Genomic DNA, 24,457 nt, shown 5'->3' on the forward strand with positions numbered 1-24,457 from the left:
ATGAGAGAAATGTATAAGAATATGGGAATCTGTGATGAAGTATATGATTATTGCGACAATATAATTAAGTCGCTTCATGACAGATTTGAAGAGATAGATAAGAATGCAGAATATAACCAGATGAAGGTTATAAAGGCGATGCAGGATAATAAGGTTGCCGAGATGCATTTATCAGGAACAACAGGTTACGGTTATAATGATGACGGAAGAGATACTCTTGAGAAAATATATTCAGATATATTCAAGACAGAGGATGCACTTGTAAGGCCACAGATTATCTGCGGAACTCATGCGTTAAATGTAGCTTTATCATCTAACTTAAGACCAGGTGATGAGCTTTTATCACCGGTTGGGAAGCCATATGATACAATGGATGAGATTATCGGTATCAGACCTTCTAAGGGAAGCCTTGCAGAATATGGAATTACATATGCACAGGTTGACCTGCTGCCGGACGGTGGTTTTGATTATGAGGGTATTAAGAATGCAATCAATGAAAGAACAAAGCTTGTTACAATTCAGCGTTCCAAGGGATATGCTTCAAGACCTACACTTTCAGTTGAAAGAATCGGTGAGCTTATAAGTTTTATCAAGGATATCAAGCCTGATGTTATATGCATGGTTGATAACTGTTATGGTGAATTTGTTGAAAGAATCGAGCCTTCAGAGGTTGGGGCTGACATGATAGTCGGTTCTCTTATAAAGAATCCGGGCGGAGGACTTGCACCATGCGGCGGCTATATCGCAGGAAAAAAGGAATGTGTTGAGCAGGCAGCTTATAGATTGTCTTCACCGGGGCTTGGAAAAGAAGTCGGTGCAACACTCGGTGTAAACCAGAGCTTTTATCAGGGACTTTTCTTATCACCTGTAGTTGTTGCAGGTGCGCTTAAAGGTGCTATATTTGCTGCAAATGTATACGAAAAGGCAGGTTTTGTAGTAAGACCTGATGGAAGTGAGCCAAGATATGATATTATTCAGGCAGTTGAACTTGGAAGTGCAGACGGGCTTCTTGCTTTCTGTAAAGGAATTCAGGCTGCAGCACCTGTTGACAGCTTCGTTACACCAGAACCATGGCCGATGCCAGGATATGATTCAGACGTTATCATGGCTGCCGGAGCCTTCGTTCAAGGCTCATCAATAGAGCTTTCTGCTGATGGTCCGTTAAAAGAACCTTATTCGGTATTCTTCCAGGGGGGACTTACCTGGTATCATGCAAAGCTTGGAATTATGATGAGTGTTCAGAAAATGTTTGAAAAAGACCTTATAAAGCTTTGATTGAATTAATATTTGTGTTATAATGCATTGGAGTATGGATTTTTCCGTACTCCAATTTATGATTAAAGGGTGAAATCTATGAGTAATATTTCTAAATATAAGAACGGCTGGCTGTTATGGCTTTTTATTCTTATAGGCATTGTGCTTGGCGGTCTTATTGCAGAACTTACTGCCGGTGTGCATGCACTTAGCTGGCTGTCTTATGGACAGAGCTTCGGGCTTGATAGTCCACTGGTATTAGATCTTGGAGTCCTTGTGTTAACATTTGCACTCCAGATTAAGATTACAATTGCCAGTATAATAGGAGTTATACTTGCAATTGTTATTTACAGATTTATTTAATCTGACTGCTGTTTAATTTATGGTATATGAGAATATAATAACAGGTGTAAAGGAAGAAAAGCTGCTTCCTTATGAAAAATGTCTCCAGCATGGTGCGATGTCGCTTGATAATGCAGAACTTCTAGCAGCAATTATAAGAACAGGAACTAATGGTTTAAGTTCTATCCAGCTTGCAGAGAAGTTACTGGAGAGCGCAGGTAATCTTAAGGGGCTTTATGATATGTCCGTTTCAGAACTTATGCAGATTAAAGGTATAGGAAAAGCGAAAGCTGTACAGATATGCTGCATTCTTGAACTTTCAAGAAGAATTGCCAAGCAGAAGGCTAGAGAAAGACTGGATTTTTCTAATGCGGAAACTATTGCCGGATACTATATGGAAGATATGAGACATTTAGAAAAAGAACATCTGGTTCTTGTAATGCTTGACAACAGATGTCGTCTTATAAGGGATAAGGTGTTATCTGTTGGAACATCAACAGGTTCAATGGTTTCAGTAAGGGAAATATTTAAGGAGGCACTGGATAACAGGGCTGCTTCTGTTGTACTTCTTCATAACCATCCATCGGGAAACCCGTCTCCAAGCAGAGAGGATATGAAGGTGACAAGAAGTGTTATGGAAGCTGGAAAGATTATTGGAATTGAACTGTTAGATCATATTGTTATAGGAGATAATTCTTATTTCAGTTTTAAACAAATGCAATACATCAATTAACGATGAAGAAAGGAATTAAGACATGGGTAACGCATACGGTATTGATATAGGCACAAGTAATTTCAAAATGTGCTGTAGTGACAAAGATAAGATACTTAACGAGAAGAATATTATAGCTATAGCTAATAAAACAGAGCTTTTAGCTTTTGGTGATGAGGCATATGAAATGTATGAGAAAGCACCAGAGCATATTGATGTTTCTTTTCCGGTTAAATTTGGTGTGATAGCTGATATTGAAAATATGCAGACTCTTCTTTTTAACTTCTTTAATAAAATTAATGAAGGAAAGAAGATTACAGGTTCTGATTTTTATATTGCCGTTCCAACAGATGTAACAGAAGTTGAAAAGAGAGCTTTTTATGAGTTAGTTGTTGATTCCAAGGTTAAAGCAAAGAATGTTTATGTAGTTGATAAGCCTGTTGCAGATGCTATTGGTGCAGGACTTGATGTAACTAAGTCTAAAGGTATCATGATTGTTAATATCGGAGCTGAGACAACAGAAATTTCTGTTCTTTCATTAGGAGGAATTGTTATAAGCAAGGCTGTTAAGATTGGAGGTAACAAGCTGGATGACTGTATTATAAGTAATGTAAGAAAGGCTTATAATCTTGTGATTGGAAGCAAGACTGCTGAGAATTTAAAGAAAGAATTAGGAAGTGCAGTTCCTGTTTCAGAAAGCTTTGCACCTGGTTTTGGAAGAAATGTTTTATCAGGACTTCCGGTAAGTGTTGATATTTCTTCTGATGTAATATATCAGGCAATAATCGATGCACTTCACTCTATTATGGATGCAATAAAGGTTATTCTTGAGAGGACTCCACCAGAACTTGCAGCGGATATTATCAAAGATGGTGTTTATTTTACAGGCGGAACATCACAGATTAACAACCTGGAGAAGTTTATAAAAGAAGAAACTAATCTTAATGTTAATATTGTTGAACATCCGGCAGAAAGTGTTGTAAGAGGTCTTATGGGAGTTGTTTCTAATCCTGATTTTACTAAGGTTGCATACACTCCTACAGAAAAAAATTTTGATTAAGGAATGGTTTGAAGATGGGAAAGAAGATTTCTTCGTTTATGACATCAAAGAATATTCTTATTGTGCTGACTGTTCTTTGCTGTTTCTTTATAGGAACCAGCTTTTTTACAGATACTTTGACAAAACCTTTGAGAAAATGTGTATCAATGGTTGTTGTTCCTGTACAGAAGGGAATGAACAATATTGGATTATGGGTATATGATAAGTATCAGACTTTACAGGAGATATCAGTTGTACTTGAAGAAAATAAAGATCTTCAGAATCAGGTTGATGCTCTTACTGAAGAGAATAATCAGTTAAAGCAGGATTCTTATGAATTATCAAGGTTAAGAGATTTATATGAACTTGATTCACAATATACAGAGTATTCTAAAATTGGTGCAAGAGTTATAGGCATTACAACAGATAACTGGCATTCTTCACTTAAGATAGACAAAGGTACTGATGATGGCATTCAGGTTGGAATGAATGTTATTGCAAGCGGAGGGCTTGTAGGCATTATTTCAGAAACAGGAAGTAATTATTCTATTATTAAAACAATTACAGAGAATAACAGTAATGTGAGTGGAATGCTTATTAATACTAATGATACATGTATTGTTGAGGGTGATATTGAACTTATGGATACTGGTATGATAAGGGTAGCACATTTTAACAGTAATGTTATCGTACGAAATGGAGATAAAGTTGTCACTTCCAATATAAGCGACAAGTATTTACAGGGAATACTGATTGGATATGTTAAGGATGTTAAGCTGGATTCTAATAATCTTACCCAGTCAGGATACATTGTTCCTGCAGTTGATTTTAACAATCTGCAGGAAGTTTTGGTTATAACACAGCTTAAAGAATAAGTGTTTAGGATAAGGGATTATGAAAAGAAAAATATCAGAATTGATTTTAATATTGTTTTTCTATCTCATGCAGGTATCTTTGGCAAGAGTTATTTCAATTGCAAATATTTCACCTAACTGGCTGATTATATTGCCAGTGTTCTTTGGATTTTTTGCAGGTAAGAATGAGGGAATGTTTGTAGGTTTTTTTGCAGGTATAATGTATGATTTATTCTTTTCAGGACTTTTTGGCTTTACAGCACTTGTTTTTATTTACATAGGATATTTTTCGGGATTTTTATATCAGAAGTACGAAGTGAGAGAAATTCTTATACCACTGGCACTTGTGATTATTGCTGATTTTGGATATGGATTTATATCGTATATTGGTAATTTCCTGCTGTATAACAGACTTAATGTAGGCTATTTTATGTCAAGATTTATCTTGCCGGAAGTAGTATATACAGCACTTGTTTCGTTATTGGTGTATCATCCGATACATTATTTGTGTGTTATAACGCAGCAGGGAAGAGAAAGAAAAAAGAAGGGTAAGATTGATGAAGGAAGTATTTGAGTATATTGTTAGTCTCCTGAAATCAAGGATTTTTCCTATGATTCTTGTGTTTATTATTATGATTTCCATTCTTGTACACAGATTATTTGTTCTTCAGATAGTAAATGGAGACTCATATGTAGAGGATTTATCCAGTTCTATTAAAAAGGATATGAGCGTTGTGGCTGCGAGAGGCCGTATTTATGACAGAAATGGTGTGCTTCTTGCCTATAATGACTTATCTTATGCCGTTAAAATAAGTGATTCAGGCAGATATTCAGATAATGCTGTAAAAAATAAAACTATTAATAATTCAATAGATAAAACATTAACTATTATTGAAACGAATGGAGATACTTATTCTAATGATCTTCCAATTATCTATAATAATGGACAGTTTTCGTATAATGTTGAAGGAACCTCGCTTTTAAGGTTTTTAAGAGATTCTTATGGAACTGAGTCGATTGCAGCTTTAAGTGATGAACAGAAAGCTACATCTGCAGAGAATATGTTTAAATATCTCTGTGAAGTATACAGCATCAATTATGAAGAGTTTGGAATTGAACACTCTTTGATGATGGTTAATCTTAGAAGATATATGGCTGCCAATTCGTATAACAGATATCTTACATTTATTATTGCAAATGAAGTATCTGACAAGACAGTTGCAGCTATATTAGAAAACAGTGATGAGCTTGTAGGTGTTACGGTAGAAGAACAGTATATCAGAAGATATGTCGACAGTGTCTATTGCTCACAGATTCTAGGATATACCGGTACTGTTTCTAATGCAGAACTTGAAGAACTTGGAGATGGATATGAAAGCAATGATATTGTAGGCAAGTCCGGTATTGAAAAGAGTATGGAAAGTGAGTTGTCAGGTTCTAAGGGAGAAAAATCAGTATATGTTGATACTGTTGGAAGAATTACAGAAGTGCTTGATGAGGAAGATCCACAGGCAGGACATGATGTATATCTTACAATTGATATTAATCTTCAGAAATCTATTTATCATGCAATTGAAGACGAAATAACCAGTATTTTTATGCAGTATTTTACGCCGGGAAATAATAAGATAACATATAATGGTTCAGGTGATGTTGATACTATATATATAACAGCTCAGGAAGTATATTTTGCGCTTATTGATAATAACCTGGTTTCTTTAAAGCAGATACAGGAGCAGAATACAGCTAATGAAGCTGAGATATACAGTCAGTTTGAGACTAAGAAATCAGAGACTCTTTCATGGTTGAAGGATGAGCTTACTTCTGGTGATACTGCATATGGAAAGTTATCAGAAGAGCAGAAACTGTATATATGGTATATCTATGATCTTTTAAGAAGTGAGAATATATTCAGTCTTGCAAATGTTGATACAAGTGACAGTGTTTATTATGACTGGATATATGGAGATTCGACAAGTCTTTCACAGCTTCTTACTTATGGTATATCTAAGAACTGGATTAATATGTCATCACTTACATCTGAGAAATATACGAGTCTTCAGGAGTCATATGATGCGCTTGTTGATTATGTTATATCAGCGCTTGATTCAGATACTGCATTTTTTAAGAAGATGTATAAGTACATGATTAATGCAGGCAGCATATCGGGCAGACAGGTGTGTATGTTATTATATGAGCAGGGTGTTCTTGATATTAATGCTGATGATTCAAAATATCAGGCTCTGGTATCTGGAAGCATGGGAGCATATGAATTTATGTCATATATTGTTTCTAATAAAATTATAACTGTTGGACAGCTTGCTCTTAAGCCTTGTTCTGGTTCTGCTGTTGTAACTAATCCAAACAATGGTGATATTCTGGCACTTGTATCTTATCCTAGTTATGATAATAATAAATTGTCAGGAACGGTTGATGCCAAATATTACAATTCTCTTGTAAGTGATAATGCGAGTCCGCTTCTTAACCGGGCAACACAGTCATTTATAGCACCAGGTTCTACTTATAAACCTTGCACAATTATTGCTGGTATTGACACCGGCATAATATCATCATCTACTACATTTAATTGCTCTGGTGTGTTTGATAAGGTAACTCCTTCACCTAGATGCTGGCAGAAATGGGGACATGGAAGTGAAACCCCTGTTACTGCAATCAGGGATTCATGTAATGTTTATATGTATAATGTTGGATATAATCTTGCATGCAGCAAAAATGGTTCGTATAATAGTACTTACGGAACTAATGTATTAAAAAAATATTCTGATATGCTTGGTCTTTCTACAAAGTCAGGAATAGAGATAGAAGAAGGAACTCCTGGAGCTTCTTCGCAGAATGCAATTGCATCTGCAATCGGACAGGGTAACCACAGATACAGTACACTTAATCTTGCAAGATATGTTACAACTCTGGCAACATCAGGAACATGTTATAATCTTACACTTATTGATAAAATAACTGATTATGATGGTAATGTTTTAAGGGATAACAGTGCTGAGGTTAATAATAAAGTTGAGTTAAGTTCTGATATCTGGAATACAGTTCATACAGGTATGAATCTTGCTGCAGGAACTTATTCAGCATTTTCATCATTGAAAATGTCAATTGCTGCAAAGACAGGTACTGCACAGGAAAAAACTACTGATCCTGACCATGCAACACTAATTACCTATGCGCCATATGAAAATCCTGAATATTGTATGGCAGTGCGTATCCAGAATGGTTATGCTTCAGGAAATGCTGTAACACTTGGTGCAGATATTTATAAAATGCTTTTTAATATTAGTGATTAATATGTACTAAAGAAATGATAATATGATATGAGAGGTGAATGTTTTGGATAATTCAGTAATAATCAAAGGAAGTAAGAATGGAATTACAGTATTTCTTGATGAGGAGATGCCTTTTGAAGAGTTATTAGAAAATGTTTCAGATAAGTTTAAAAATGCATCTAAATTTTTTAATAATGCAACTATGGCAATTTCTTTTGATGGAAGAAACTTATCTGCTGAAGAAGAAAAAAGAATTCTCAATGTGATATCAGATGTATCTGAACTTAATATTGTATGTGTTCTTGATGAAAATAATGATATTAAGTCTGTATACGAAGAAGCAGTAAAAAAAGCTATGAATAGCTTTAATATTTCTCATCAGCCGGAGAGACAGAAGATTACAGATCCAAAAACTACATGTATGTTTTATAAGGGAACACTTCGTTCGGGTCAGGTGTTTGAGGCAGACGGAAGTGTTGTTGTTTTAGGAGATGTTAATCCGGGCGGCAAGGTTGTGGCAAAAGGCAGTGTTATTGTACTTGGAAGTCTTAAAGGCAATATATTTGCAGGTGTGGATGGTAATGAAAATGCATTTGTTGTAGCACTTGAAATGAGTCCTATGCAGATAAAGATAGGTGATATTATTGCAAGAAGTTCAGATTCAGGAGTTAATAAAATATCTAAAGGTAAGAATAAGTCAAAAATATTAGAACCTAAAATTGCATATGTATATGATCAGAATATATATGTTGAGGATCTGGAGCAGAATGCACTTGATGATATATCACTGGATTAATTTAATATGTTTTTATTCTGTTTTATAAAAAAACAGTTGATTTAAGAATAAAAATCTCGCATAATTAATATATTGCGATTTACTATGAATTATTAATGGAGGTTTAATATGAGTGAAGTTATAGTTGTAACATCAGGAAAAGGCGGAGTAGGCAAGACGACAACGACAGCTAATATTGGTACAGGTCTTGCGAAACTTGGAAAGAAGGTTGTAATGATTGATACAGATACAGGCCTTAGAAATCTTGATGTTGTATTAGGACTCGAAAACCGTATTGTATATAATCTTGTTGATGTTGTTGAGGGTAACTGCAGATTAAAGCAGGCTATGATTGCTGATAAGAGATGTCCAAAGCTTTTTCTTCTGCCTACAGCCCAGACAAGAGACAAGTCAGCAGTAACACCTGAGCAGATGGTTAAGGTTATTGATGAAATTAAGAATGATCCAGAAGGGTTTGACTACATAATTCTTGACTGTCCAGCTGGTATTGAGCAGGGATTCCAGAATGCGATTGCTGGTGCAGACAGAGCCTTAGTTGTTACTACACCAGAGGTTTCTGCTATCAGAGATGCTGACAGAATTGTTGGACTTCTTGATGCGCATGGACTGCAGAATCATGAAGATTTAATTGTTAACAGAATCAGAATGGATATGGTAAACAGAGGCGAGATGATGTCTATTGATGATGTTAATGATATTTTACAGCTTAATGTTATCGGAGCTGTTCCTGATGATGAGAATATAGTTGTGGCAACTAATAAAGGTCAGCCACTTGTTGGGGATGATTCACTTGCTGGACAGGCTTATCTGAATATTTGCCGCAGAATTACCGGTGAGGAAGTTCCTTTCCTTGATCTTAATGGCAAGGGAGGATTCTTTAAGAAACTCTCTTCATTATTTAAGAGTGATAAGAAGAATTAGTATATTTATAATAAGCTGAAAAAGCTTATTAAGGGAGGGATTAAATATGGGATTACTTGATTTATTTAAGAAAAAAGGTTCAAGTGATGTTGCTAAAGACAGATTAAAACTGTTGCTTGTATCTGACAGAGCTAATTGTTCACCAGAGGTTATGGAAATGATTAAGAATGATATTATAAAGGTCATTTCAAAATATATGGAAATTGATACAGACGGACTTGATATTCAGATTACTTCTACAGAATCTGATACTAATAACGGTTCTGTTCCAGCAATTTTTGCTAATATTCCAATTAAGGATATGAGAAATAGCGAAAAGTAATAAGGGTTTTATTATGTTAAAAAAATATAAATTGCGTTCTTACAACTTTATATTAGTTTTTATTTTGATTGTAACATCAGTATTTGCACTGGCTGTAGTTAATAGTGCCAATAGTGCATATACATTGAAGCAGGGAGCAGGTATTGCAATATCGTTTATAATAATGATTATTGTTTCATTTATTGATTATAATTGGTTATTAAAGTATTACTGGATATGGTACGTAATAGTTAATATCATGCTTATAGGTGTTCTTACAGTGTTTGGTCATGGATCGCATGGAGCTACCAGATGGTTTAAGATAGGTCCGATACAGTTACAGCCTTCTGAATTTTTAAAGCTTGCGCTTATTTTACTGGTTGCAAAACTTGTTGCAGCAAATAAAGAAAAACTTAATTCAATTAAGTTTCTTTTATTAATAGCATGTCTTACATTGTTTCCTATATTACTTGTTGCATTACAGCCGAATCTTTCTACAGCTATACTTTTATCTCTTATTGTTATTGCAATGCTTTATTGCTCAGGAGTAAGCTATAAGATTTTTGGAATTGCAATTCTGATTGCAATTCCGGTTTTATCAGCATTTTTGATATATGTTGTATCAGTTGAACACCCAATCCTTATAGAGGATTATCAAAGAAAACGAATTGTTGATTTTATTGAAGGTAAGTCAGAAGAAGTTGATATGAATGATGCAGGAACATATCAGCAGGCATATGCTGTTCAGGCAATTGGTTCTGGTAAGCTTACAGGAAAAGGGCTTAATAACAAGGATACTTCATCATTAAAGAATGCGGGATATATTGCAGAAGCACAGAATGATTTTATTTTTGCTGTAATAGGTGAGGAATTAGGTTTTACAGGAAGTTGTATTACAATTTTTTTATTGTTTCTGATAGTTATTGAGTGTATAATAGCAGCAGTGAGGGCTAAGGATTTTGGAGGACGGCTTATATGTTGCGGGGTGGCAATATATATAGGCTTTCAGACATTTATTAATATAGGTGTTGTTTCATGGATACTTCCTAATACGGGAGTTCCGTTACCTTTCTTTAGTTGTGGTATCACATCTTTACTTACATTATTCATAGCTATGGGCATTGTACTCAATGTAAGTCTGCAAAGAAATGTTGAAAGAGATGATGACATGTTTGCAGATGATTTCAGAGGATAGCTTTTATACATTTTAATTTATACATTAGGGGGAAGCTTTAATGAACATTGGTTTAATAGCACATGATTCTAAGAAAAAGTTAATGCAGAATTTCTGTATAGCATATAAGGGTATTCTTAATAAGAATCAGCTTTTTGCTACAGGTACAACTGGAAGACTTATTGAAGAGGTTACTAATTTGTCAGTGCATAAGTTTCTTGCAGGACATCTTGGTGGTGACCAGCAGTTATGTGCACAGATTGAACATAACCAGATTGATCTTGTTATTTTTCTTAGAGAGGCAGAGAATCCTTTAGCACATGAACCGGATTCTGATAATATATGCAAACTTTGCGATATGTATAATATTCCATTGGCCACTAATCTTGCAACAGCAGAATTGCTTGTTAAATCTCTTGAGAGAGGCGATATGGAATGGCGTGAAATTTATCAGTAGAATATTAATATTAAATAAAAGGCGATATTCTGACACATAATAGTGGAAGAGTATCGCCTTTTATATGTTGTCAGTCTTTTCTTAACTTGACAATGTTTCTTGCCGAACGCTTGTTTTCTTCTACAATCTCTGCATAATGCTTTCGTGTAGTATTAACATCCTTATGCCCTAAAACATCAGCAACAAGATATATATCCTGGCTTTCCTGATACAGATTAGTACCATAAGTACTTCGAAGCTTATGAGGGGTAATATGCTTTACAGTTGTAACAGTCTGGGCATATTTCTTAACAAGAAGTTCAACGGATCGCACACATAGGCGCTTCTTTTTGGCTGATATGAATAGCGCATTCTCATGTCCTTCATCAGGTGTTAAATTCTTTCTTTCTTCAAGATAATTAAGCAGTGCTTCACGGACTTCGTCACCAAAGTATACAAAGCTTTCAGAGCCACCTTTTCTTATAACTCTGATTCTGTCATTATCAAAATCTACATCATTAATATCTAATCCAACACATTCTGATACACGGATACCAGTTCCGAGCATAAGTGTAAGGAGAGCCAGATCACGCGTCTTAAGCTTTTCATGGCTTTGGAGCTGTGTTTTGGTAAGCTTATTGCCAGATTCCACATTATCAAGAAATTCAGCTACCTCATTAGGCTCCATTCTTATAATAGCTTTTTCATGAATTTTAGGCATATCAACTTTTATAGTCGGATTCAAACTGATTATTTCATAACGGCAGTAATATTCATAAAAACGTCTTAATGCACATAATTTACGCTTGGCAGCACTTTCTGAGTTAGTTATATCACGGCCGTTCTTTTTATATAACTTTACATGTCGTAAGTATCTGGTTATATCTGTACCATCTATCTTTTCTAAATCTGATGGTTTAAAGTCTTTCATAGCATATGAACTGAACTTAGGTATGCATTCAATGAGAAATTCAAAGAAGCCTTTAATATCCATTGCGTAGGCAATCTTAGTTCTTGGCTGCTTATTAAATTCCAGACTGTCAAAATACTGTGTACAGAAATCAGGTAATATATCAAGCAAGTCATTAAGCTTTTTCTTGTACTTGATGTTTTGTTGTTCGGTGTAGGTTTTTTCAGCCATTAAGAATACCTCCATATATAAAAAATACTAATCACTTCGTTAAACCTGACTTTAGCGAAGTGATTACTGCATGGATAATTATATTCTGCTATCTCTTATTTTGCAACTAATTTTCCCTGATAGAGCTTCTTAGTGACTATATTGATATGAAATGCTTTCTGGTATGATTTAATCTTGTTAAGTTCATTATCAGTTATAATTGATATACACGTTCCTGTGTTCCCATTACGTCCACAGCGTCCACATCTGTGAATATATTCCTTATTGTCCTCAGGAAGGTTTACATTAATTACTGTATCAATATTATCAATCTGAAGTCCTCTGGCTGCTATATCTGTTGCAATAAGAAGCTGAATCTTTCCACTTCTGAAATTCTCTATTGCAGCTTTCTTGGCTGAATTATCTTTATTACCGGCAATTGAAGCTACATTGTAATGATGATATTCAAGCTTCTGAAGGGATTCTTCCAGATCATACTTGGAATTAACGAATATAATTGCTTTCTCTGGTTTAACAGCTTTAATAATCTTTCTTAAAGTTTCAATTCGTTCCCTTCTGTCAGAAATAACGCTTATATGCTTGATTGTAGAAGGAATCTGACTTGTATTACCAGAATTACTGTTAATATCAATGAATATTGGTTTGAAACACAAAGTATTAGTTCTTGTCTTCTTATCTACGCTTGCAGAAAATAAAAGAACCTGTGTGAACTTCATTAAAGACTTTCTAATTGCTTCTACATCCTGAATAAATGTCTTATCAAAGAGCTTGTCTGCCTCATCTAGAACAAGAGTCTTAACCTCATGTACTTTAATCTTCTTGTTACTTATAAGCTGATGTATGCGGTTAGGTGTTCCGATAATTATTGCAGGCTTATTAGATTTAATAGAATCAATCTGTCTTGATATATTCACATCTCCTATTAATGCAACAGATGAAAATGTATTATCCATATGTGCAAAGATATCTTTAAGCGTATTATTGACCTGTATTGCAAGCTCTGCTGTTGGAACAAGAACAACGGCCTGAATATTATGAGTATTACTCTTTAATCTGTTAATAATCGGGATAAGATATGCAAGTGTCTTACCTGTTCCGGTTGATGAACAAGCTATAATATCGCGGTTGTCCATTATATGCTTATACGTCTGACGCTGTATTTCGGTCATATCGACGATTTTATTATCTGCAAGATAATCTGATACACCCTGAGAGATAGTCTCTATATCGCTAAATTTCATAGTTAATCTCCTTATAAATAAATTATTAAATATTAAGTTATATTTACAGCCATTTCGCTATCAATAAATTTTAACAAAAATGCAGTGAAAAGTCCAATATTAAGTAGCTTTTCACTGCATGCGGGAAATGTATATGCAATTAGATATTATCTTATCTCAGTTGAATAATAATATATTACAAGATTCTTACCTGAATGGATTGTGTCAGATGATAAATCATTCATCTGCATTATATTGTTAATATATGAAGCTGTATCTTCATCCCCATTATTATATCTGTCAGCAAGTGACCATAATGTATCATTATCTTCTACAGATACTGTTGTGTAATACTTATATGTTCGTGTTCTGTTCGAGTCATCAGAAGCCTTGACAATAATGCCTCCAATAGAAACGGCAAATATAAGAATTGAACATATAATAACCATTCTTAATGGCTTGACAGTCATCTGTCTGTTTCTTCTGCGTCTGTCGCTTCTTTTCTTAGCTTCTGCTCTTCTATATGTGTATTCTGAATTATTCATACGTAAAACCTCCAATCAAACAAGTGTTCTGCTGTTATGAGTTGATTATATAATCAGAACATGCGTTTGTCAATAAAAATCGAACAAATTTTCCGAACATTTTTTCAGAAATTATGTTTGCACATAGTGTATAAATGTGGTAAAATTATTTAAAAGAAATTAATGGAGGTTCGTAATATGGCATATGGCAGAATAACTCAGAAACAATCTGAGATTCTTGAATATATTAAATCACAGATTCTTAATAAGGGATATCCACCATCAGTAAGGGATATATGCCAGGCAGTTAATCTTAAGTCTACATCATCTGTTCATGCACATCTTGAGTCATTAGAGAAGAATGGATATATAAGAAGAGACCCGACTAAGTCGCGTACAATAGAGATAATTGATGATAATTTTAATCTTTCAAGAAGAGAGGTTGTTAATATTCCGTTATTAGGTCAGGTTGCCGCAGGACAGCCACTTCTTGCTGTTGAGAATATAACAGAGTACTTCCCTATTCCATCAGAATATATGCCAGGCGGCGAAGTATTCATGTTAAAGGTCAAAGGCGACAGCATGATTAATATGGGAATTTACGAAGGCGACCAGATAATAGTAAGAAAGCAGAATACAGCTTCTAATGGAGAAGTAATTGTTGCACTTGTAGACGATTCCGCAACAGTTAAGCGTTTTTACAAGGAGAATGGACACATAAGACTCCAGCCAGAGAACGATTTCATGGACCCAATCATCGTAGACGACTGCGAGATACTGGGAAAAGTAATCGGACTTATAAGATTAGGTATTGACTAATAAAAATTATTATTATTGATTGTAAAAATCCAGCCATAGATATACAAGAAATCAAAAATGGAAGCTATATTACTTGTAAGCTGCAAAGCAGCAAAACAAGTAACATAGCTTCCGTTTTCAAATATATCTGCGACTGGATATATTTTTATATTATCACCAATTAACAACCAGTAATGTACAGCAGTCTCCCCGGAGAATACGATGCCGTAGGTATATAGATAATCAGAACCGTTTGAGGACGCCGGCACTTGGTGAGCTGCAAAGTAGCGAACCTAGTATCGCTGCGTCCGAGACCGAGCGGGAGCGGGTTCTGATTATCTATATACCTACGGCAGAGTCACCTTCCGGGAAGCCGTTCTAAACATTACAGGCTGTTAATATCAACCTCTTTACCATCACGCCATATACGTTCAATATTATAGAATGCTCTGTCATCCTCAGAGAATACATGAACAATAACATCCTTATAATCAAGAAGAATCCATGAAGCTGTATTATACCCCTCAACCTTAGGATCATCGAAGCCAGCCTTGAACATCTCTTCTTCTACATTATCTACCATAGCCTGAATCTGGTTGGTATTGCTACCGCTTGCTATAACAAAATAATCTGCAATAACAGATACATTACTTATATCTATAACTCTGATATCTTCAGCTTTTTTATCCTGTAATGCATCTATGATAACCTTTAACATTTCCTTGGAATCTGCCATATCTTAATTCTCTCTTTCTTTAATAATCCCTTTGTAGTAATCATAAGTGTCTACCGTCTGTGTATCAATGTTACGACCGGTTTTTCTTATATACGAAAGGGTGTCGTCTAATATCACATAAGCCGCCATATCAATATCTGTGAATGCCATATGTCTTATGTCATCAAGATTATCAGCTTTATTTCTATAAGGTTCGATATAATCTGCAATGAATACAATCTTTTCTAATAAAGTCATTGCAGGCTTTCCTGTTGTATGCCACTGGATTGCAGAGCATATTTCTTTATCTTCAACATTGTACTTGTGTGCTGCATAATATGCACCAAGCTTGGAATGAAGCAGATAAGGACTTTCAAGCTCAATATCTGATATTGGAAGTCCGTATTGTTTACATTCAGCAATCTTTACATCATCAGGAACACATTTGGCACAATCATGAAGAAGACCTGCAATATACGCCTTGTTCATATCTGCACCATGACACATGGCAAGACAGGCACTTGTATTAGCAACACCAAGTGTATGCTGGTATCGCATGTTGTCTGTACGGAGTGCGTCTTTTACCTGTGTTCTTAATTGTTCAATATATTTGTTATCCATAATAAAACCTCTTAAACATAAAGTTTTCTGGACTTTATATACTCTTCTACTTCTTCGCCGACATCTTCTTTTACTGACAGACCCATTGCAACCTTCTTTCGTATATCAGTTGAACTGTAAGGAAGTTCCGGAACATCAATAAAATCAATAACCGCACCATATTTATCAGCAAGAAAATGTTTCTGCTCTATAAGTACACTGGCTGAATTATTGTCCCTGTTAGCACATAAAAGATGACAATGGCTGCATATATACTCAGGATGATACCAGTCCTGAATATAAAGAAGCGAATCTGCACCTATTATAAAATATATTTTCTTATATGAATCATATATCTGTGCAAGTGTATCGGCTGTGTAGGTATTACCGGGACGGTCAGTTTCAATCGTAGAAAGTGACATGTAATCAAAAGGTTTAATTGCAAGCTTTACCATATTACAACGGTCAGTTGCACTTACAATTGGAGAATTATCTTTATAAGCAGGTGTGCCTGAAGGCATGAATAATATTTCATCAATATCAGACTGTTCGTAAGCACATCTGGCAATACCTGTGTGTCCTTTGTGGATTGGATTAAATGTCCCACCCATAATACCTATTATTTTGTCTGAATTAATCATGGTAAAATGATTTTTTTGTTGTCCTTAGATTCCTTGTAAAGAACGATTTTCTTTCCAATAACCTGAACAACCTGTGAGCGTGTTCTTTCTGCAACCATCTGTGCGATTTCTCTAGGGTCATCGGCACAGTTATTAAGAACACTTATTTTGATAAGTTCTCTTGCCTCAAGAGCTTCTGCAATAGCTGCGGTGTTCTCAGGAGTAAGACTGTTCTTTCCAAACTGGAATATTGGATCCATTGTCATTGCAAGACCCTTTAAATAAGCTCTCTGTTTGCTTGTCATATATTCTCTCCTATTATTATGCTTTATAGTAATCAAACTCAAGGTAATCACCAACGATAACTGTATCGCCTTCCTCAATTCCAAGCTTCTCAAGTTCATCAAGAACACCTGAGCGCTTCATGAATTTCTGGAAGAAATCAAATCCCTTTTCAGATTCAAGGTTAGTATAACCAAGCATTTTATCAATCTTTGGTCCGTTGACAACGTATACGCCATCTTCGTTAATAGAAACTTCAAAGCTTTCGTTAGGATTATCCATAAGCTCGTCGTAGTCAAATTCTTTTTCAAATAATACAGGTTCGTCCTTGAAGTTATCAAGCAGTGTTCTGACTGCGTATAACAGCTCTTTAACGCCCTGTCCTGTAACAGCTGATATAGGATATACCTTAATACCTTCCGGCTCAAATGCATCTCTTATAGCCTGTACAGGGTCACTGCCATCATCATATATAACATCAATCTTATTAGCTGCTATAACCTGTGGTCTTTCAAGAAGCTTAGGATTATAATTCTCAAGCTCTTTGTTAATAGCCTTAATATCAGCTATAGGATCACGGCCTTCAGTTGAAGCTGCATCAACAATATGAATAATGACTTTAGTTCTCTCAATATGACGTAAGAACTGGTGTCCAAGACCAACACCTTCTGATGCACCCTCAATAAGACCAGGAATATCAGCAATAACGAAACCTTTACCACCATCAAGATCAACAACACCAAGGTTAGGATTAAGTGTTGTGAAATGATAATTGGCAATCTTAGGTCTTGCATTAGTTACTCTTGATAAAAATGTTGATTTACCAACATTAGGGAATCCTACAAGACCAACATCAGCAATAACCTTAAGTTCAAGACGAACCCATAATTCCTGTGCATCCTGTCCCGGCTGTGCATACTGTGGAGCCTGCATGGTAGATGTAGCATAGTTCATGTTACCTTTACCACCACGGCCACCTTTAAGAATAGTTTCCTGAAGGTTATCTCCAGACATATCTGCAATAACTTTACCGGATTCATCATCATATATAACAGTTCCTTCAGGCACTTTAATTATAAGGTCTTCACCATCTTTACCTGTGCATCTTCTCTTGCCGCCTTCTTCGCCGCTTTCAGCAATATATTTGCTGTTATGTCTGAAATCACCGAGTGTATTAAGGCCTTTATCGACCATAAAAATAATATCTCCGCCATGACCGCCATTGCCGCCATCAGGACCGCCAGCAGGAACATAAAGCTCTCTACGGAAGCTTACATGACCATCTCCACCCTTGCCGGATTTAATAAAAATGCGGACTCTGTCTGCAAACATAACCTTTCCTCCATTCTATATTTAAATTATGTTAACTGTTTAGAATTAACATTTACAAATTAAGAAAAAAGCTCCAAATCCGAAGACTTGGAGCTAAAAAACAAATTAGTCGTTTGAAACAACAGGATAAACAGAAACCTGCTTTCTATCCTTGCCCTTTCTTTCGAACTTAACAGTTCCATCAACAAGTGCGAATAATGTATCATCGCCACCACGACCAACATTAACACCTGGATGAATCTTTGTTCCACGCTGTCTGTAAAGAATATTACCAGCTAAAACAAACTGTCCGTCAGCTCTCTTAGCGCCTAATCTCTTAGACTCTGAATCTCTACCATTCTTTGTAGAACCTACACCCTTTTTATGAGCGAATAACTGAAGATTCATATTTAACATAAGGTTACACCTCCTTAACACTAATTGATAAGTATTTCGGATTATCCTCAGCCACAGAACTAACACCTAATTCATATGACTTAAGTAAAATCGAAGTTTCCGGACTAACAGGCATAGCCATCTTAAAGATAACAATTCCTTCATCCTCATTAACTGACACATCAAACTTATCATCGGTAAAAGCCTCTATCGAATTAATAGTATTGATTGTCAGAACTGAAATAGCAGAACATATAATATCACTGCCGGATTCAGCATATCCTGCATGACCTGCAGAATAAAAACCTGTGATCTCTTTTTCAGAGTTCTTAAAAAAAGTTATATGAGTCATGAATAACACACCTCACAAACATCCATACAAAAATTAAGCATTAATCTTTTCAATCTTAACTTCTGTGTAAGCCTGTCTATGACCATTCTTCTTGTGATATCCAGTCTTTCTCTTGTACTTGTAAACGATAACCTTCTTATCTCTGCCTTCGCCTACAACGCTAGCTGTAACTGTAGCACCGGCAACTGTTGGCTCACCAACCTTAGCCTCGCCGTTGTTTACAAAAAGAACCTGATCAAATGTAACAGTGTCACCAGCATTAACTGCAAGCTTCTCAACTCTGATAGTATCGCCTTCAGAAACTGTGTACTGCTTACCACCTGTTGCTATAATTGCGTACATATGGTATCCTCCTTAATTAAATACTCGCCAGTTTTGGGGAATCCGACATACATCAGATACACTTATACCCTAACTGAGCGGCACACAAAATATATAATATACATTCAGTTACTATTTGTCAAATGTTTTTTAGAAATATTTCAAAAAATTTCAGATAAGCCATAAGCCGGCAATTCCACATATAATTCCTACTGCGAATCCGGCAACAACATCTCTTACGAAATGTACTCCTGCAAGCACTCTGCTTGCTGACATAATTGCTACAAGCAAAAGCATAATAATCCCCACAGGAACAGAAACATAAAGCCAGCACATCGCAATAATTGTAATGGAAAAAACATGTCTGCTTGGCATTGATTCGCCTTTAGTTTCCTTAATAAATAATGGCTTTATATTGTATTTTTCATATGGTCTTTTCGCATCAATACATTTTCTTATAACAGATACAAGAATAAATGATGTAAAAGGTGTAAGGATAAACTTGGATGTAAGTAAAAATTTATCAGTTTCAACAACTATACCGCTGTTTCTTAACATAATCGGAGTTGTCTCAGAAAAGAAAGTCCCTCGTAAACTCATTATTACAAGAAGAATATATGCAAATGCTATCATATAAGCCATGTATTTGTAGATAAATTTAAGAATAGCATATGCCGGCTTACAATTAAGAAACCATTCTGATATCTTTCTATATCTTCTTTCGTATGCAGGAATTTCCTGTGAAATATTTACTTCAGTATTATCCATAAATCCTCCATGCATTTTCAGGCTTTATTAAGACTTTCAGACAGACTTTTTCCGATTTTCTTTCGTGTAATCTCAACAAGACCAAGCTTGGTGATGTCAACGATTGTAGTGTTTACTATATCCTTTTTTGCCAGAAATTTCAAATGTTCCATCAGAATATCGCAATTTCTCTGATTCATATTAATAAAATCAACGATAATAATTCCTGAGAGATTTCTCACCTTAATCTGCTGGCACAGCTTGTCTGCGGCTTCAAGATTAGTTTTTAATGCAGAAGCCTCGATTGCTTCCATGCTCTTTGCCTTAGTTACATTCTTACCAGAATTAACATCAATGACAGAAAGTGCTTCAGTCTGTTCGATAATAAGATATCCACCTGATTTTAACCAGACCTTCTTGGAAAGAGCGGTATCTATCTCTTTTTCTATAGAATAGAGCTTGTATAAAGGCCATAATTCATCTTTATACATACGGATACTCATATTGCTGCTACGAGGCAGATATGTTTCTAATTCATTATATATATCCGGAATATCTGTGATAACCTCAACACGGTCTTTTCCTGACAGGTGAACAATTTCCTCAATATATTCAGGTCTGTCTTTATGTACAAGTGTATAGAACTTTGAAAAAACAGCTTTTCGGAGCATATCAGTGTATTCGTTACACAATGCTTTTACATCTTTAATAATATCATCAGTATCAGCGTCAGCACAGCCGCTTCTTAATATTATTCCGAAATTTGAAAGATAATCATAACCTGTTTTTTCTATGGCTTCCCGCTGCTTCTGAATGAGAATGTCAGCAACACGTTTTTTTATCTCTGAGATTGTTTCATTTGACTTTATCTTTTTTGAAATATGAACACCTTTCACATCGTTAGAAACAACTGCATAATTACCGGTAAGCTCTATCTTTGAAGACACCTTTGCAGGCTTGGTTTTGAGTGGTTCGGTTGTGACCTTTACGAGAATTCTGTCGCCCTGACATATTGCAGGATTGTTTTTCTCATTAAAAAATATAGGTGCTTTGTTGTCTTGTATAGAGTAATAACATTTCTGCTTATCTTCTATCTCAATAAATGCAGCATTAATATTTTTAACTACATTTTCAACTCTTCCAACATATATGTTACCAACAACACTGCCACTATCTAAAGGCTTAAGATAGTGGCAGGTATTATCAGAAGTATATATGCAACAGAAGATTTTATTGTTAATATCTGTGATTATATATTTATATTCCATAAATTATCTGTTCCATGTTTTAATATTTCTATAGAAGCATGTTCTGTTTCCAGTGTGGCATGCAGCACCAACCTGACGAACCTTTGCAAGAATAGTATCATTGTCACAGTCGATGTCAAGAGAACCAACATACTGGAAATGACCTGATGTAAGACCTTTAACCCAGAGCTCCTGACGGCTTCGGCTATAATAAGTCATGATGCCAGTCTCTAAAGTTTTATTGTAGGCTTCCTCATTCATGTAAGCAAGCATAAGGACTTCATCATTGACATAATCCTGTACAACAACTGGAATAAGACCATTGGCATCAAGCTTTAAATCCTTAAACGAAATATCAGCCTTAGGCATTGATGATGCCTTGCTGTAAGATGCTCCGGATTCAAAAAGATTAACAGCCTCCTTAAGGTCAATACGTTTTTCATATATTGCCTTACCGATAATTGCACCATGGATACCGGCATCATTAATATGTGTAAGATCATCCATGCAGCTCATGCCGCCTGAAGCAATAATATCAATACCTGTTTTATCAGAAAGAATCTTAGTCTGTTCAACATTAGGACCGGCAAGCATACCATCCTTTGATATATCAGTGTACACAATAGTCTGTACGCCGATATCCTTCATTGCAAGTGCAAGTGAAAGTGCGGTCTTATCACTGACCTTTTCCCAGCCCTCGATAGCCACAAGACCATCTTTTGCATCAACACCTACAACAATATGTTCAGCACCGAATCTGTCAATGGCAGCCTTAATAAAATCAGGATTCTCAACAGCCTTAGTACCGATAATAACTCTGTATACGCCGAGGTCAAGAACCTCCTGAATGTTCTCAAGAGTACGGATTCCACCGCCCATCTGTACAGGAACATTAACACTTGAACATATCTTCTTAATAGTTTCTGCATTAACGCCGTGTCCTTTCAAAGCGCCATCAAGGTCAACAGTATGTATAAACTGTGCTCCTGCCTCTTCAAAGCCTTTAGCGATCTCGTAAGGTCTTTCAGAATATACAGTAACTTCATTAAAAAGTCCCTTCTTTAAGCGGACACACTGCCCGTCTTTAACATCAATTGCTGGATATAATCGCATATATGTAACTCCTTAAGTATATTTAGAGACTTCCCTTAGTAGAGAGAATTGTCTTGATTCTTGTATCTTTAACAGTTGCCTCATCCAATGCCTTTGCAAATGCTTTAAACATGCCCTCAATAATGTGATGATCGTTTTCACCTGCAATCTTTCTTATATGAAGATTCATGCCTGCACTGTAGGATATTGCATAGAAGAATTCTTTAACCATCTGTGTATCAAAGTATCCAACGCTGTCTGCTGTAAATGTAGATTCAAAGCCAAGATACGGTCTTCCTGAAAGGTCTATGGCACACATGATAAGTGTTTCATCCATAGGAAGAATAATATCACCATATCTTCTTATGGACATCTTATCTCCTATAGCTTCTTTGATAGCTTCTCCAAGTACAATTCCGACATCTTCGATAGTATGGTGGCAGTCAACTATTAGGTCACCAGTTACTTTTAACTTAAGATCAAAAAGACCATGCTTAGCAAAGCTTTTTAACATATGGTCGAAGAAGCCGATTCCTGTATCGACCTCTGCTTCTCCCGAACCATCAATTCTTAAAAATAAAGCAATATCAGTTTCACTCGTTTTTCTTTTTACAGTTGCCTGTCTGATTTCAGATACAGCCATATAATCCCCGTTTCCGCGCCAGTGCGCTAATTAATTTTCAAATCTTACCTTAATTGAATTAGCATGAGCTGTAAGATGCTCTGCTGTAGCAAATTTCTCAATATCAGTGTGGATAGCTTCAAGAGCATTTCTAGAATATGAAATAATGCTCGATTTCTTAATGAAGTCATCAACACTTAAAGGTGAGAAGAACTTAGCTGTTCCATTAGTAGGAAGAACGTGGTTAGGACCTGCAAAGTAATCACCAAGAGGCTCTGAACTGTATTCTCCAAGGAAGATAGCACCTGCGTTCTTAACCTTAGTCATAACATCAAAAGGATTCTTTGTAACGATTTCCATATGCTCTGATGCAATCTCGTTAGCAACATCTACAGCCTCATCAATATCCTTAGCAACAAGAATATATCCGTAATTATCAAGTGATTTCTGGATAATTTCCTTTCTTGATAATTCAGCTACAAACTTATCAACTTCTGCAGATACCTTATGTGCAAGGTCTTCACTTGTAGTTACAAGAATTGCAGATGCCATCTCATCATGTTCAGCCTGAGATAAAAGATCTGCTGCAACGTAACGAGGATTAGCAGTCTCATCAGCAATTACAAGAATCTCACTAGGACCAGCAACAGAATCAATGCTTACATAACCAAATACGGCCTTTTTAGCAAGGGCAACATATATGTTACCAGGTCCACATATCTTATCAACCTTAGGAATTGATTTTGTACCATATGCCATAGCTGCAACAGCCTGCGCTCCACCAGCCTTGTATATAACATCAACACCAGCTTCTTTAGCTGCAACAAGTGTTGTAGGATATACCTTTCCTTCTTTATCAGGTGGAGTACACATTATAATCTGATCAACGCCTGCAACCTTTGCCGGAAGAACATTCATAAGAACTGATGAAGGATAGGCAGCCTTTCCACCAGGTACATACACACCTACTCTTGCAAGTGCAGTAACCTTCTGACCTAATATAGTTCCATCCGGCTTAGAATCAAACCAGCTGTACTGTTTCTGCTTCTCATGGAAAGAACGAATATTAACGATAGCCTTTCTTATAACATCAATAAGCTCAGGGTCAACTAAAGAATATGCTTCTTCAATCTCTGCCTCTGTTACGACAATATTGTCAGCATTGATATCAGCCTTATCAAAATTCTTAGTATATTCAAATAAAGCCTCATCACCTCTTGTCTTGATATTAAGAAGAATCTCAGCAACGGCTGATTCAAACTTTCCATAGCTGTTAGGACTTCTCTTTAAAAGATTCTCTAAAATATTATTCTTACTTTCATCTGTTAATTCAACGATACGCATTGTATT

Annotated in this window: 29 protein-coding genes; 13 read left to right on the forward strand and 16 right to left on the reverse strand. The window is 35.7% G+C overall.

The window, feature by feature from the left end; genetic code table 11:
- From EUBELI_RS04790 to EUBELI_RS04845, 12 genes are all read left to right on the forward strand, one after another.
- Positions 1-1,275 (forward strand): methionine gamma-lyase family protein, encoded by a 1,275-nt coding sequence (locus EUBELI_RS04790; RefSeq protein ID WP_012739229.1) that lies wholly within the window; start codon positions 1-3, stop codon positions 1,273-1,275.
- A 78-nt stretch (positions 1,276-1,353) separates the two neighbouring features.
- Positions 1,354-1,617, forward strand: a complete 264-nt coding sequence (locus tag EUBELI_RS04795) for a DUF4321 domain-containing protein (protein WP_012739230.1) — start codon at positions 1,354-1,356, stop codon at positions 1,615-1,617.
- Between the two features lie 19 nt (positions 1,618-1,636).
- Complete coding sequence (radC, locus tag EUBELI_RS04800; RefSeq protein ID WP_012739231.1) at positions 1,637-2,329, forward strand: RadC family protein; 693 nt, start codon at positions 1,637-1,639, stop codon at positions 2,327-2,329.
- Between the two features lie 22 nt (positions 2,330-2,351).
- Positions 2,352-3,368 carry a rod shape-determining protein gene (locus EUBELI_RS04805; protein WP_012739232.1) on the forward strand — a complete coding sequence of 339 codons (1,017 nt, stop codon included), beginning with the start codon at positions 2,352-2,354 and terminating at the stop codon, positions 3,366-3,368.
- Positions 3,369-3,382: 14 nt separating this feature from the next.
- Complete coding sequence (mreC, locus tag EUBELI_RS04810; RefSeq protein ID WP_012739233.1) at positions 3,383-4,222, forward strand: rod shape-determining protein MreC; 840 nt, start codon at positions 3,383-3,385, stop codon at positions 4,220-4,222.
- A 19-nt stretch (positions 4,223-4,241) separates the two neighbouring features.
- Positions 4,242-4,775: a rod shape-determining protein MreD gene (mreD, locus tag EUBELI_RS04815; RefSeq protein WP_012739234.1), complete on the forward strand. Its 534-nt coding sequence runs from the start codon at positions 4,242-4,244 to the stop codon at positions 4,773-4,775.
- The gene (locus tag EUBELI_RS04820) at positions 4,759-7,512 is read left to right on the forward strand and encodes a penicillin-binding transpeptidase domain-containing protein (RefSeq protein WP_012739235.1); all 2,754 of its coding nucleotides are present in this window, start codon (positions 4,759-4,761) and stop codon (positions 7,510-7,512) included. Before mreD ends, EUBELI_RS04820 begins: the two co-directional genes overlap by 17 nt.
- Positions 7,513-7,546: 34 nt before the next feature.
- Positions 7,547-8,287, forward strand: coding sequence for a septum site-determining protein MinC (minC, locus tag EUBELI_RS04825; RefSeq protein WP_012739236.1), 741 nt, complete (start codon positions 7,547-7,549; stop codon positions 8,285-8,287).
- 108 nt (positions 8,288-8,395) lie between these two features.
- The gene (gene minD, locus EUBELI_RS04830; RefSeq protein WP_012739237.1) at positions 8,396-9,208 is read left to right on the forward strand and encodes a septum site-determining protein MinD; all 813 of its coding nucleotides are present in this window, start codon (positions 8,396-8,398) and stop codon (positions 9,206-9,208) included.
- A gap of 46 nt (positions 9,209-9,254) precedes the next feature.
- Positions 9,255-9,530, forward strand: coding sequence for a cell division topological specificity factor MinE (gene minE / locus EUBELI_RS04835; protein WP_012739238.1), 276 nt, complete (start codon positions 9,255-9,257; stop codon positions 9,528-9,530).
- Positions 9,531-9,543: 13 nt separating this feature from the next.
- Positions 9,544-10,704 carry an FtsW/RodA/SpoVE family cell cycle protein gene (locus EUBELI_RS04840; protein WP_012739239.1) on the forward strand — a complete coding sequence of 387 codons (1,161 nt, stop codon included), beginning with the start codon at positions 9,544-9,546 and terminating at the stop codon, positions 10,702-10,704.
- A 40-nt stretch (positions 10,705-10,744) separates the two neighbouring features.
- Positions 10,745-11,140: a methylglyoxal synthase gene (locus EUBELI_RS04845; protein WP_012739240.1), complete on the forward strand. Its 396-nt coding sequence runs from the start codon at positions 10,745-10,747 to the stop codon at positions 11,138-11,140.
- Positions 11,141-11,210: 70 nt separating this feature from the next.
- On the opposite strand, the gene EUBELI_RS04850 is transcribed toward EUBELI_RS04845, so the two are convergent.
- The 3 genes from EUBELI_RS04850 to EUBELI_RS04860 all read right to left on the reverse strand — a co-directional run bounded on the left by EUBELI_RS04850 (position 11,211) and on the right by EUBELI_RS04860 (position 14,025).
- Positions 11,211-12,260, reverse strand: a complete 1,050-nt coding sequence (locus tag EUBELI_RS04850; RefSeq protein WP_041688082.1) for a tyrosine-type recombinase/integrase — start codon at positions 12,258-12,260, stop codon at positions 11,211-11,213.
- Positions 12,261-12,355: 95 nt separating this feature from the next.
- Positions 12,356-13,501 carry a DEAD/DEAH box helicase gene (locus tag EUBELI_RS04855; RefSeq protein ID WP_012739242.1) on the reverse strand — a complete coding sequence of 382 codons (1,146 nt, stop codon included), beginning with the start codon at positions 13,499-13,501 and terminating at the stop codon, positions 12,356-12,358.
- Positions 13,502-13,647: 146 nt separating this feature from the next.
- Positions 13,648-14,025, reverse strand: a complete 378-nt coding sequence (locus EUBELI_RS04860) for a LysM peptidoglycan-binding domain-containing protein (RefSeq protein WP_012739243.1) — start codon at positions 14,023-14,025, stop codon at positions 13,648-13,650.
- 177 nt (positions 14,026-14,202) lie between these two features.
- On the opposite strand from EUBELI_RS04860, the gene lexA reads away from it, so the two are divergent.
- Positions 14,203-14,823, forward strand: coding sequence for a transcriptional repressor LexA (gene lexA / locus EUBELI_RS04865; protein ID WP_041688084.1), 621 nt, complete (start codon positions 14,203-14,205; stop codon positions 14,821-14,823).
- Between the two features lie 364 nt (positions 14,824-15,187).
- On the opposite strand, the gene rsfS is transcribed toward lexA, so the two are convergent.
- The 13 genes from rsfS to hisD form a co-directional block, all read right to left on the reverse strand.
- The gene (rsfS, locus tag EUBELI_RS04870) at positions 15,188-15,538 is read right to left on the reverse strand and encodes a ribosome silencing factor (RefSeq protein ID WP_012739246.1); all 351 of its coding nucleotides are present in this window, start codon (positions 15,536-15,538) and stop codon (positions 15,188-15,190) included.
- Positions 15,539-15,541: 3 nt separating this feature from the next.
- Positions 15,542-16,138, reverse strand: coding sequence for a bis(5'-nucleosyl)-tetraphosphatase (symmetrical) YqeK (gene yqeK / locus EUBELI_RS04875; RefSeq protein WP_012739247.1), 597 nt, complete (start codon positions 16,136-16,138; stop codon positions 15,542-15,544).
- Between the two features lie 11 nt (positions 16,139-16,149).
- A complete protein-coding gene (gene nadD, locus EUBELI_RS04880) occupies positions 16,150-16,758 on the reverse strand; it encodes a nicotinate-nucleotide adenylyltransferase (protein ID WP_012739248.1) in 609 nt (202 codons plus the stop codon).
- Positions 16,755-17,042, reverse strand: coding sequence for a ribosome assembly RNA-binding protein YhbY (yhbY, locus tag EUBELI_RS04885; RefSeq protein WP_022098583.1), 288 nt, complete (start codon positions 17,040-17,042; stop codon positions 16,755-16,757). Before yhbY ends, nadD begins: the two co-directional genes overlap by 4 nt.
- A 16-nt stretch (positions 17,043-17,058) precedes the next feature.
- On the reverse strand, positions 17,059-18,351 hold the full coding sequence (obgE, locus tag EUBELI_RS04890) for a GTPase ObgE (RefSeq protein ID WP_012739250.1): 1,293 nt from the start codon (positions 18,349-18,351) through the stop codon (positions 17,059-17,061).
- A 105-nt stretch (positions 18,352-18,456) separates the two neighbouring features.
- Positions 18,457-18,747 carry a 50S ribosomal protein L27 gene (gene rpmA / locus EUBELI_RS04895; protein ID WP_022098585.1) on the reverse strand — a complete coding sequence of 97 codons (291 nt, stop codon included), beginning with the start codon at positions 18,745-18,747 and terminating at the stop codon, positions 18,457-18,459.
- A gap of 4 nt (positions 18,748-18,751) precedes the next feature.
- Complete coding sequence (locus EUBELI_RS04900) at positions 18,752-19,078, reverse strand: ribosomal-processing cysteine protease Prp (protein ID WP_012739252.1); 327 nt, start codon at positions 19,076-19,078, stop codon at positions 18,752-18,754.
- 33 nt (positions 19,079-19,111) lie between these two features.
- A complete protein-coding gene (gene rplU / locus EUBELI_RS04905; RefSeq protein ID WP_012739253.1) occupies positions 19,112-19,420 on the reverse strand; it encodes a 50S ribosomal protein L21 in 309 nt (102 codons plus the stop codon).
- Positions 19,421-19,570: 150 nt separating this feature from the next.
- On the reverse strand, positions 19,571-20,167 hold the full coding sequence (locus tag EUBELI_RS13585; RefSeq protein WP_049777900.1) for a phosphatase PAP2 family protein: 597 nt from the start codon (positions 20,165-20,167) through the stop codon (positions 19,571-19,573).
- A 17-nt stretch (positions 20,168-20,184) separates the two neighbouring features.
- Positions 20,185-21,414: a ribonuclease E/G gene (locus EUBELI_RS04915; RefSeq protein WP_012739255.1), complete on the reverse strand. Its 1,230-nt coding sequence runs from the start codon at positions 21,412-21,414 to the stop codon at positions 20,185-20,187.
- Positions 21,415-21,417: 3 nt separating this feature from the next.
- Positions 21,418-22,506 carry a 1-(5-phosphoribosyl)-5-[(5-phosphoribosylamino)methylideneamino]imidazole-4-carboxamide isomerase gene (gene hisA, locus EUBELI_RS04920; RefSeq protein WP_012739256.1) on the reverse strand — a complete coding sequence of 363 codons (1,089 nt, stop codon included), beginning with the start codon at positions 22,504-22,506 and terminating at the stop codon, positions 21,418-21,420.
- Between the two features lie 22 nt (positions 22,507-22,528).
- Complete coding sequence (gene hisB, locus EUBELI_RS04925) at positions 22,529-23,128, reverse strand: imidazoleglycerol-phosphate dehydratase HisB (protein ID WP_012739257.1); 600 nt, start codon at positions 23,126-23,128, stop codon at positions 22,529-22,531.
- 30 nt (positions 23,129-23,158) lie between these two features.
- Entirely contained in the window at positions 23,159-24,451 is a 1,293-nt protein-coding gene (gene hisD / locus EUBELI_RS04930) for a histidinol dehydrogenase (RefSeq protein ID WP_012739258.1), read from the reverse strand.
- Positions 24,452-24,457: the final 6 nt, after the last annotated feature.

The sequence above is a fragment of the [Eubacterium] eligens ATCC 27750 genome, from assembly GCF_000146185.1.
Lineage (GTDB): Bacteria > Bacillota > Clostridia > Lachnospirales > Lachnospiraceae > Lachnospira > Lachnospira eligens.

Bases quoted from the DNA above. Each gene is read 5' to 3' on its own strand.
- EUBELI_RS04790 (WP_012739229.1), top strand. From the start codon at position 1: ATGAGAGAAATGTATAAGAATATGGGAATCTGTGATGAAGTATATGAT.
- EUBELI_RS04795 (WP_012739230.1), top strand. From the start codon at position 1,354: ATGAGTAATATTTCTAAATATAAGAACGGCTGGCTGTTATGGCTTTTT.
- radC (WP_012739231.1), top strand. From the start codon at position 1,637: ATGGTATATGAGAATATAATAACAGGTGTAAAGGAAGAAAAGCTGCTT.
- EUBELI_RS04805 (WP_012739232.1), top strand. From the start codon at position 2,352: ATGGGTAACGCATACGGTATTGATATAGGCACAAGTAATTTCAAAATG.
- mreC (WP_012739233.1), top strand. From the start codon at position 3,383: ATGGGAAAGAAGATTTCTTCGTTTATGACATCAAAGAATATTCTTATT.
- mreD (WP_012739234.1), top strand. From the start codon at position 4,242: ATGAAAAGAAAAATATCAGAATTGATTTTAATATTGTTTTTCTATCTC.
- EUBELI_RS04820 (WP_012739235.1), top strand. From the start codon at position 4,759: ATGAAGGAAGTATTTGAGTATATTGTTAGTCTCCTGAAATCAAGGATT.
- minD (WP_012739237.1), top strand. From the start codon at position 8,396: ATGAGTGAAGTTATAGTTGTAACATCAGGAAAAGGCGGAGTAGGCAAG.
- minE (WP_012739238.1), top strand. From the start codon at position 9,255: ATGGGATTACTTGATTTATTTAAGAAAAAAGGTTCAAGTGATGTTGCT.
- EUBELI_RS04840 (WP_012739239.1), top strand. From the start codon at position 9,544: ATGTTAAAAAAATATAAATTGCGTTCTTACAACTTTATATTAGTTTTT.
- EUBELI_RS04845 (WP_012739240.1), top strand. From the start codon at position 10,745: ATGAACATTGGTTTAATAGCACATGATTCTAAGAAAAAGTTAATGCAG.
- EUBELI_RS04850 (WP_041688082.1), bottom strand. From the start codon at position 12,260: ATGGCTGAAAAAACCTACACCGAACAACAAAACATCAAGTACAAGAAA.
- EUBELI_RS04855 (WP_012739242.1), bottom strand. From the start codon at position 13,501: ATGAAATTTAGCGATATAGAGACTATCTCTCAGGGTGTATCAGATTAT.
- EUBELI_RS04860 (WP_012739243.1), bottom strand. From the start codon at position 14,025: ATGAATAATTCAGAATACACATATAGAAGAGCAGAAGCTAAGAAAAGA.
- lexA (WP_041688084.1), top strand. From the start codon at position 14,203: ATGGCATATGGCAGAATAACTCAGAAACAATCTGAGATTCTTGAATAT.
- rsfS (WP_012739246.1), bottom strand. From the start codon at position 15,538: ATGGCAGATTCCAAGGAAATGTTAAAGGTTATCATAGATGCATTACAG.
- yqeK (WP_012739247.1), bottom strand. From the start codon at position 16,138: ATGGATAACAAATATATTGAACAATTAAGAACACAGGTAAAAGACGCA.
- nadD (WP_012739248.1), bottom strand. From the start codon at position 16,758: ATGATTAATTCAGACAAAATAATAGGTATTATGGGTGGGACATTTAAT.
- yhbY (WP_022098583.1), bottom strand. From the start codon at position 17,042: ATGACAAGCAAACAGAGAGCTTATTTAAAGGGTCTTGCAATGACAATG.
- obgE (WP_012739250.1), bottom strand. From the start codon at position 18,351: ATGTTTGCAGACAGAGTCCGCATTTTTATTAAATCCGGCAAGGGTGGA.
- rpmA (WP_022098585.1), bottom strand. From the start codon at position 18,747: ATGTTAAATATGAATCTTCAGTTATTCGCTCATAAAAAGGGTGTAGGT.
- EUBELI_RS04900 (WP_012739252.1), bottom strand. From the start codon at position 19,078: ATGACTCATATAACTTTTTTTAAGAACTCTGAAAAAGAGATCACAGGT.
- rplU (WP_012739253.1), bottom strand. From the start codon at position 19,420: ATGTACGCAATTATAGCAACAGGTGGTAAGCAGTACACAGTTTCTGAA.
- EUBELI_RS13585 (WP_049777900.1), bottom strand. From the start codon at position 20,167: ATGGATAATACTGAAGTAAATATTTCACAGGAAATTCCTGCATACGAA.
- EUBELI_RS04915 (WP_012739255.1), bottom strand. From the start codon at position 21,414: ATGGAATATAAATATATAATCACAGATATTAACAATAAAATCTTCTGT.
- hisA (WP_012739256.1), bottom strand. From the start codon at position 22,506: ATGCGATTATATCCAGCAATTGATGTTAAAGACGGGCAGTGTGTCCGC.
- hisB (WP_012739257.1), bottom strand. From the start codon at position 23,128: ATGGCTGTATCTGAAATCAGACAGGCAACTGTAAAAAGAAAAACGAGT.
- hisD (WP_012739258.1), bottom strand. From the start codon at position 24,451: ATGCGTATCGTTGAATTAACAGATGAAAGTAAGAATAATATTTTAGAG.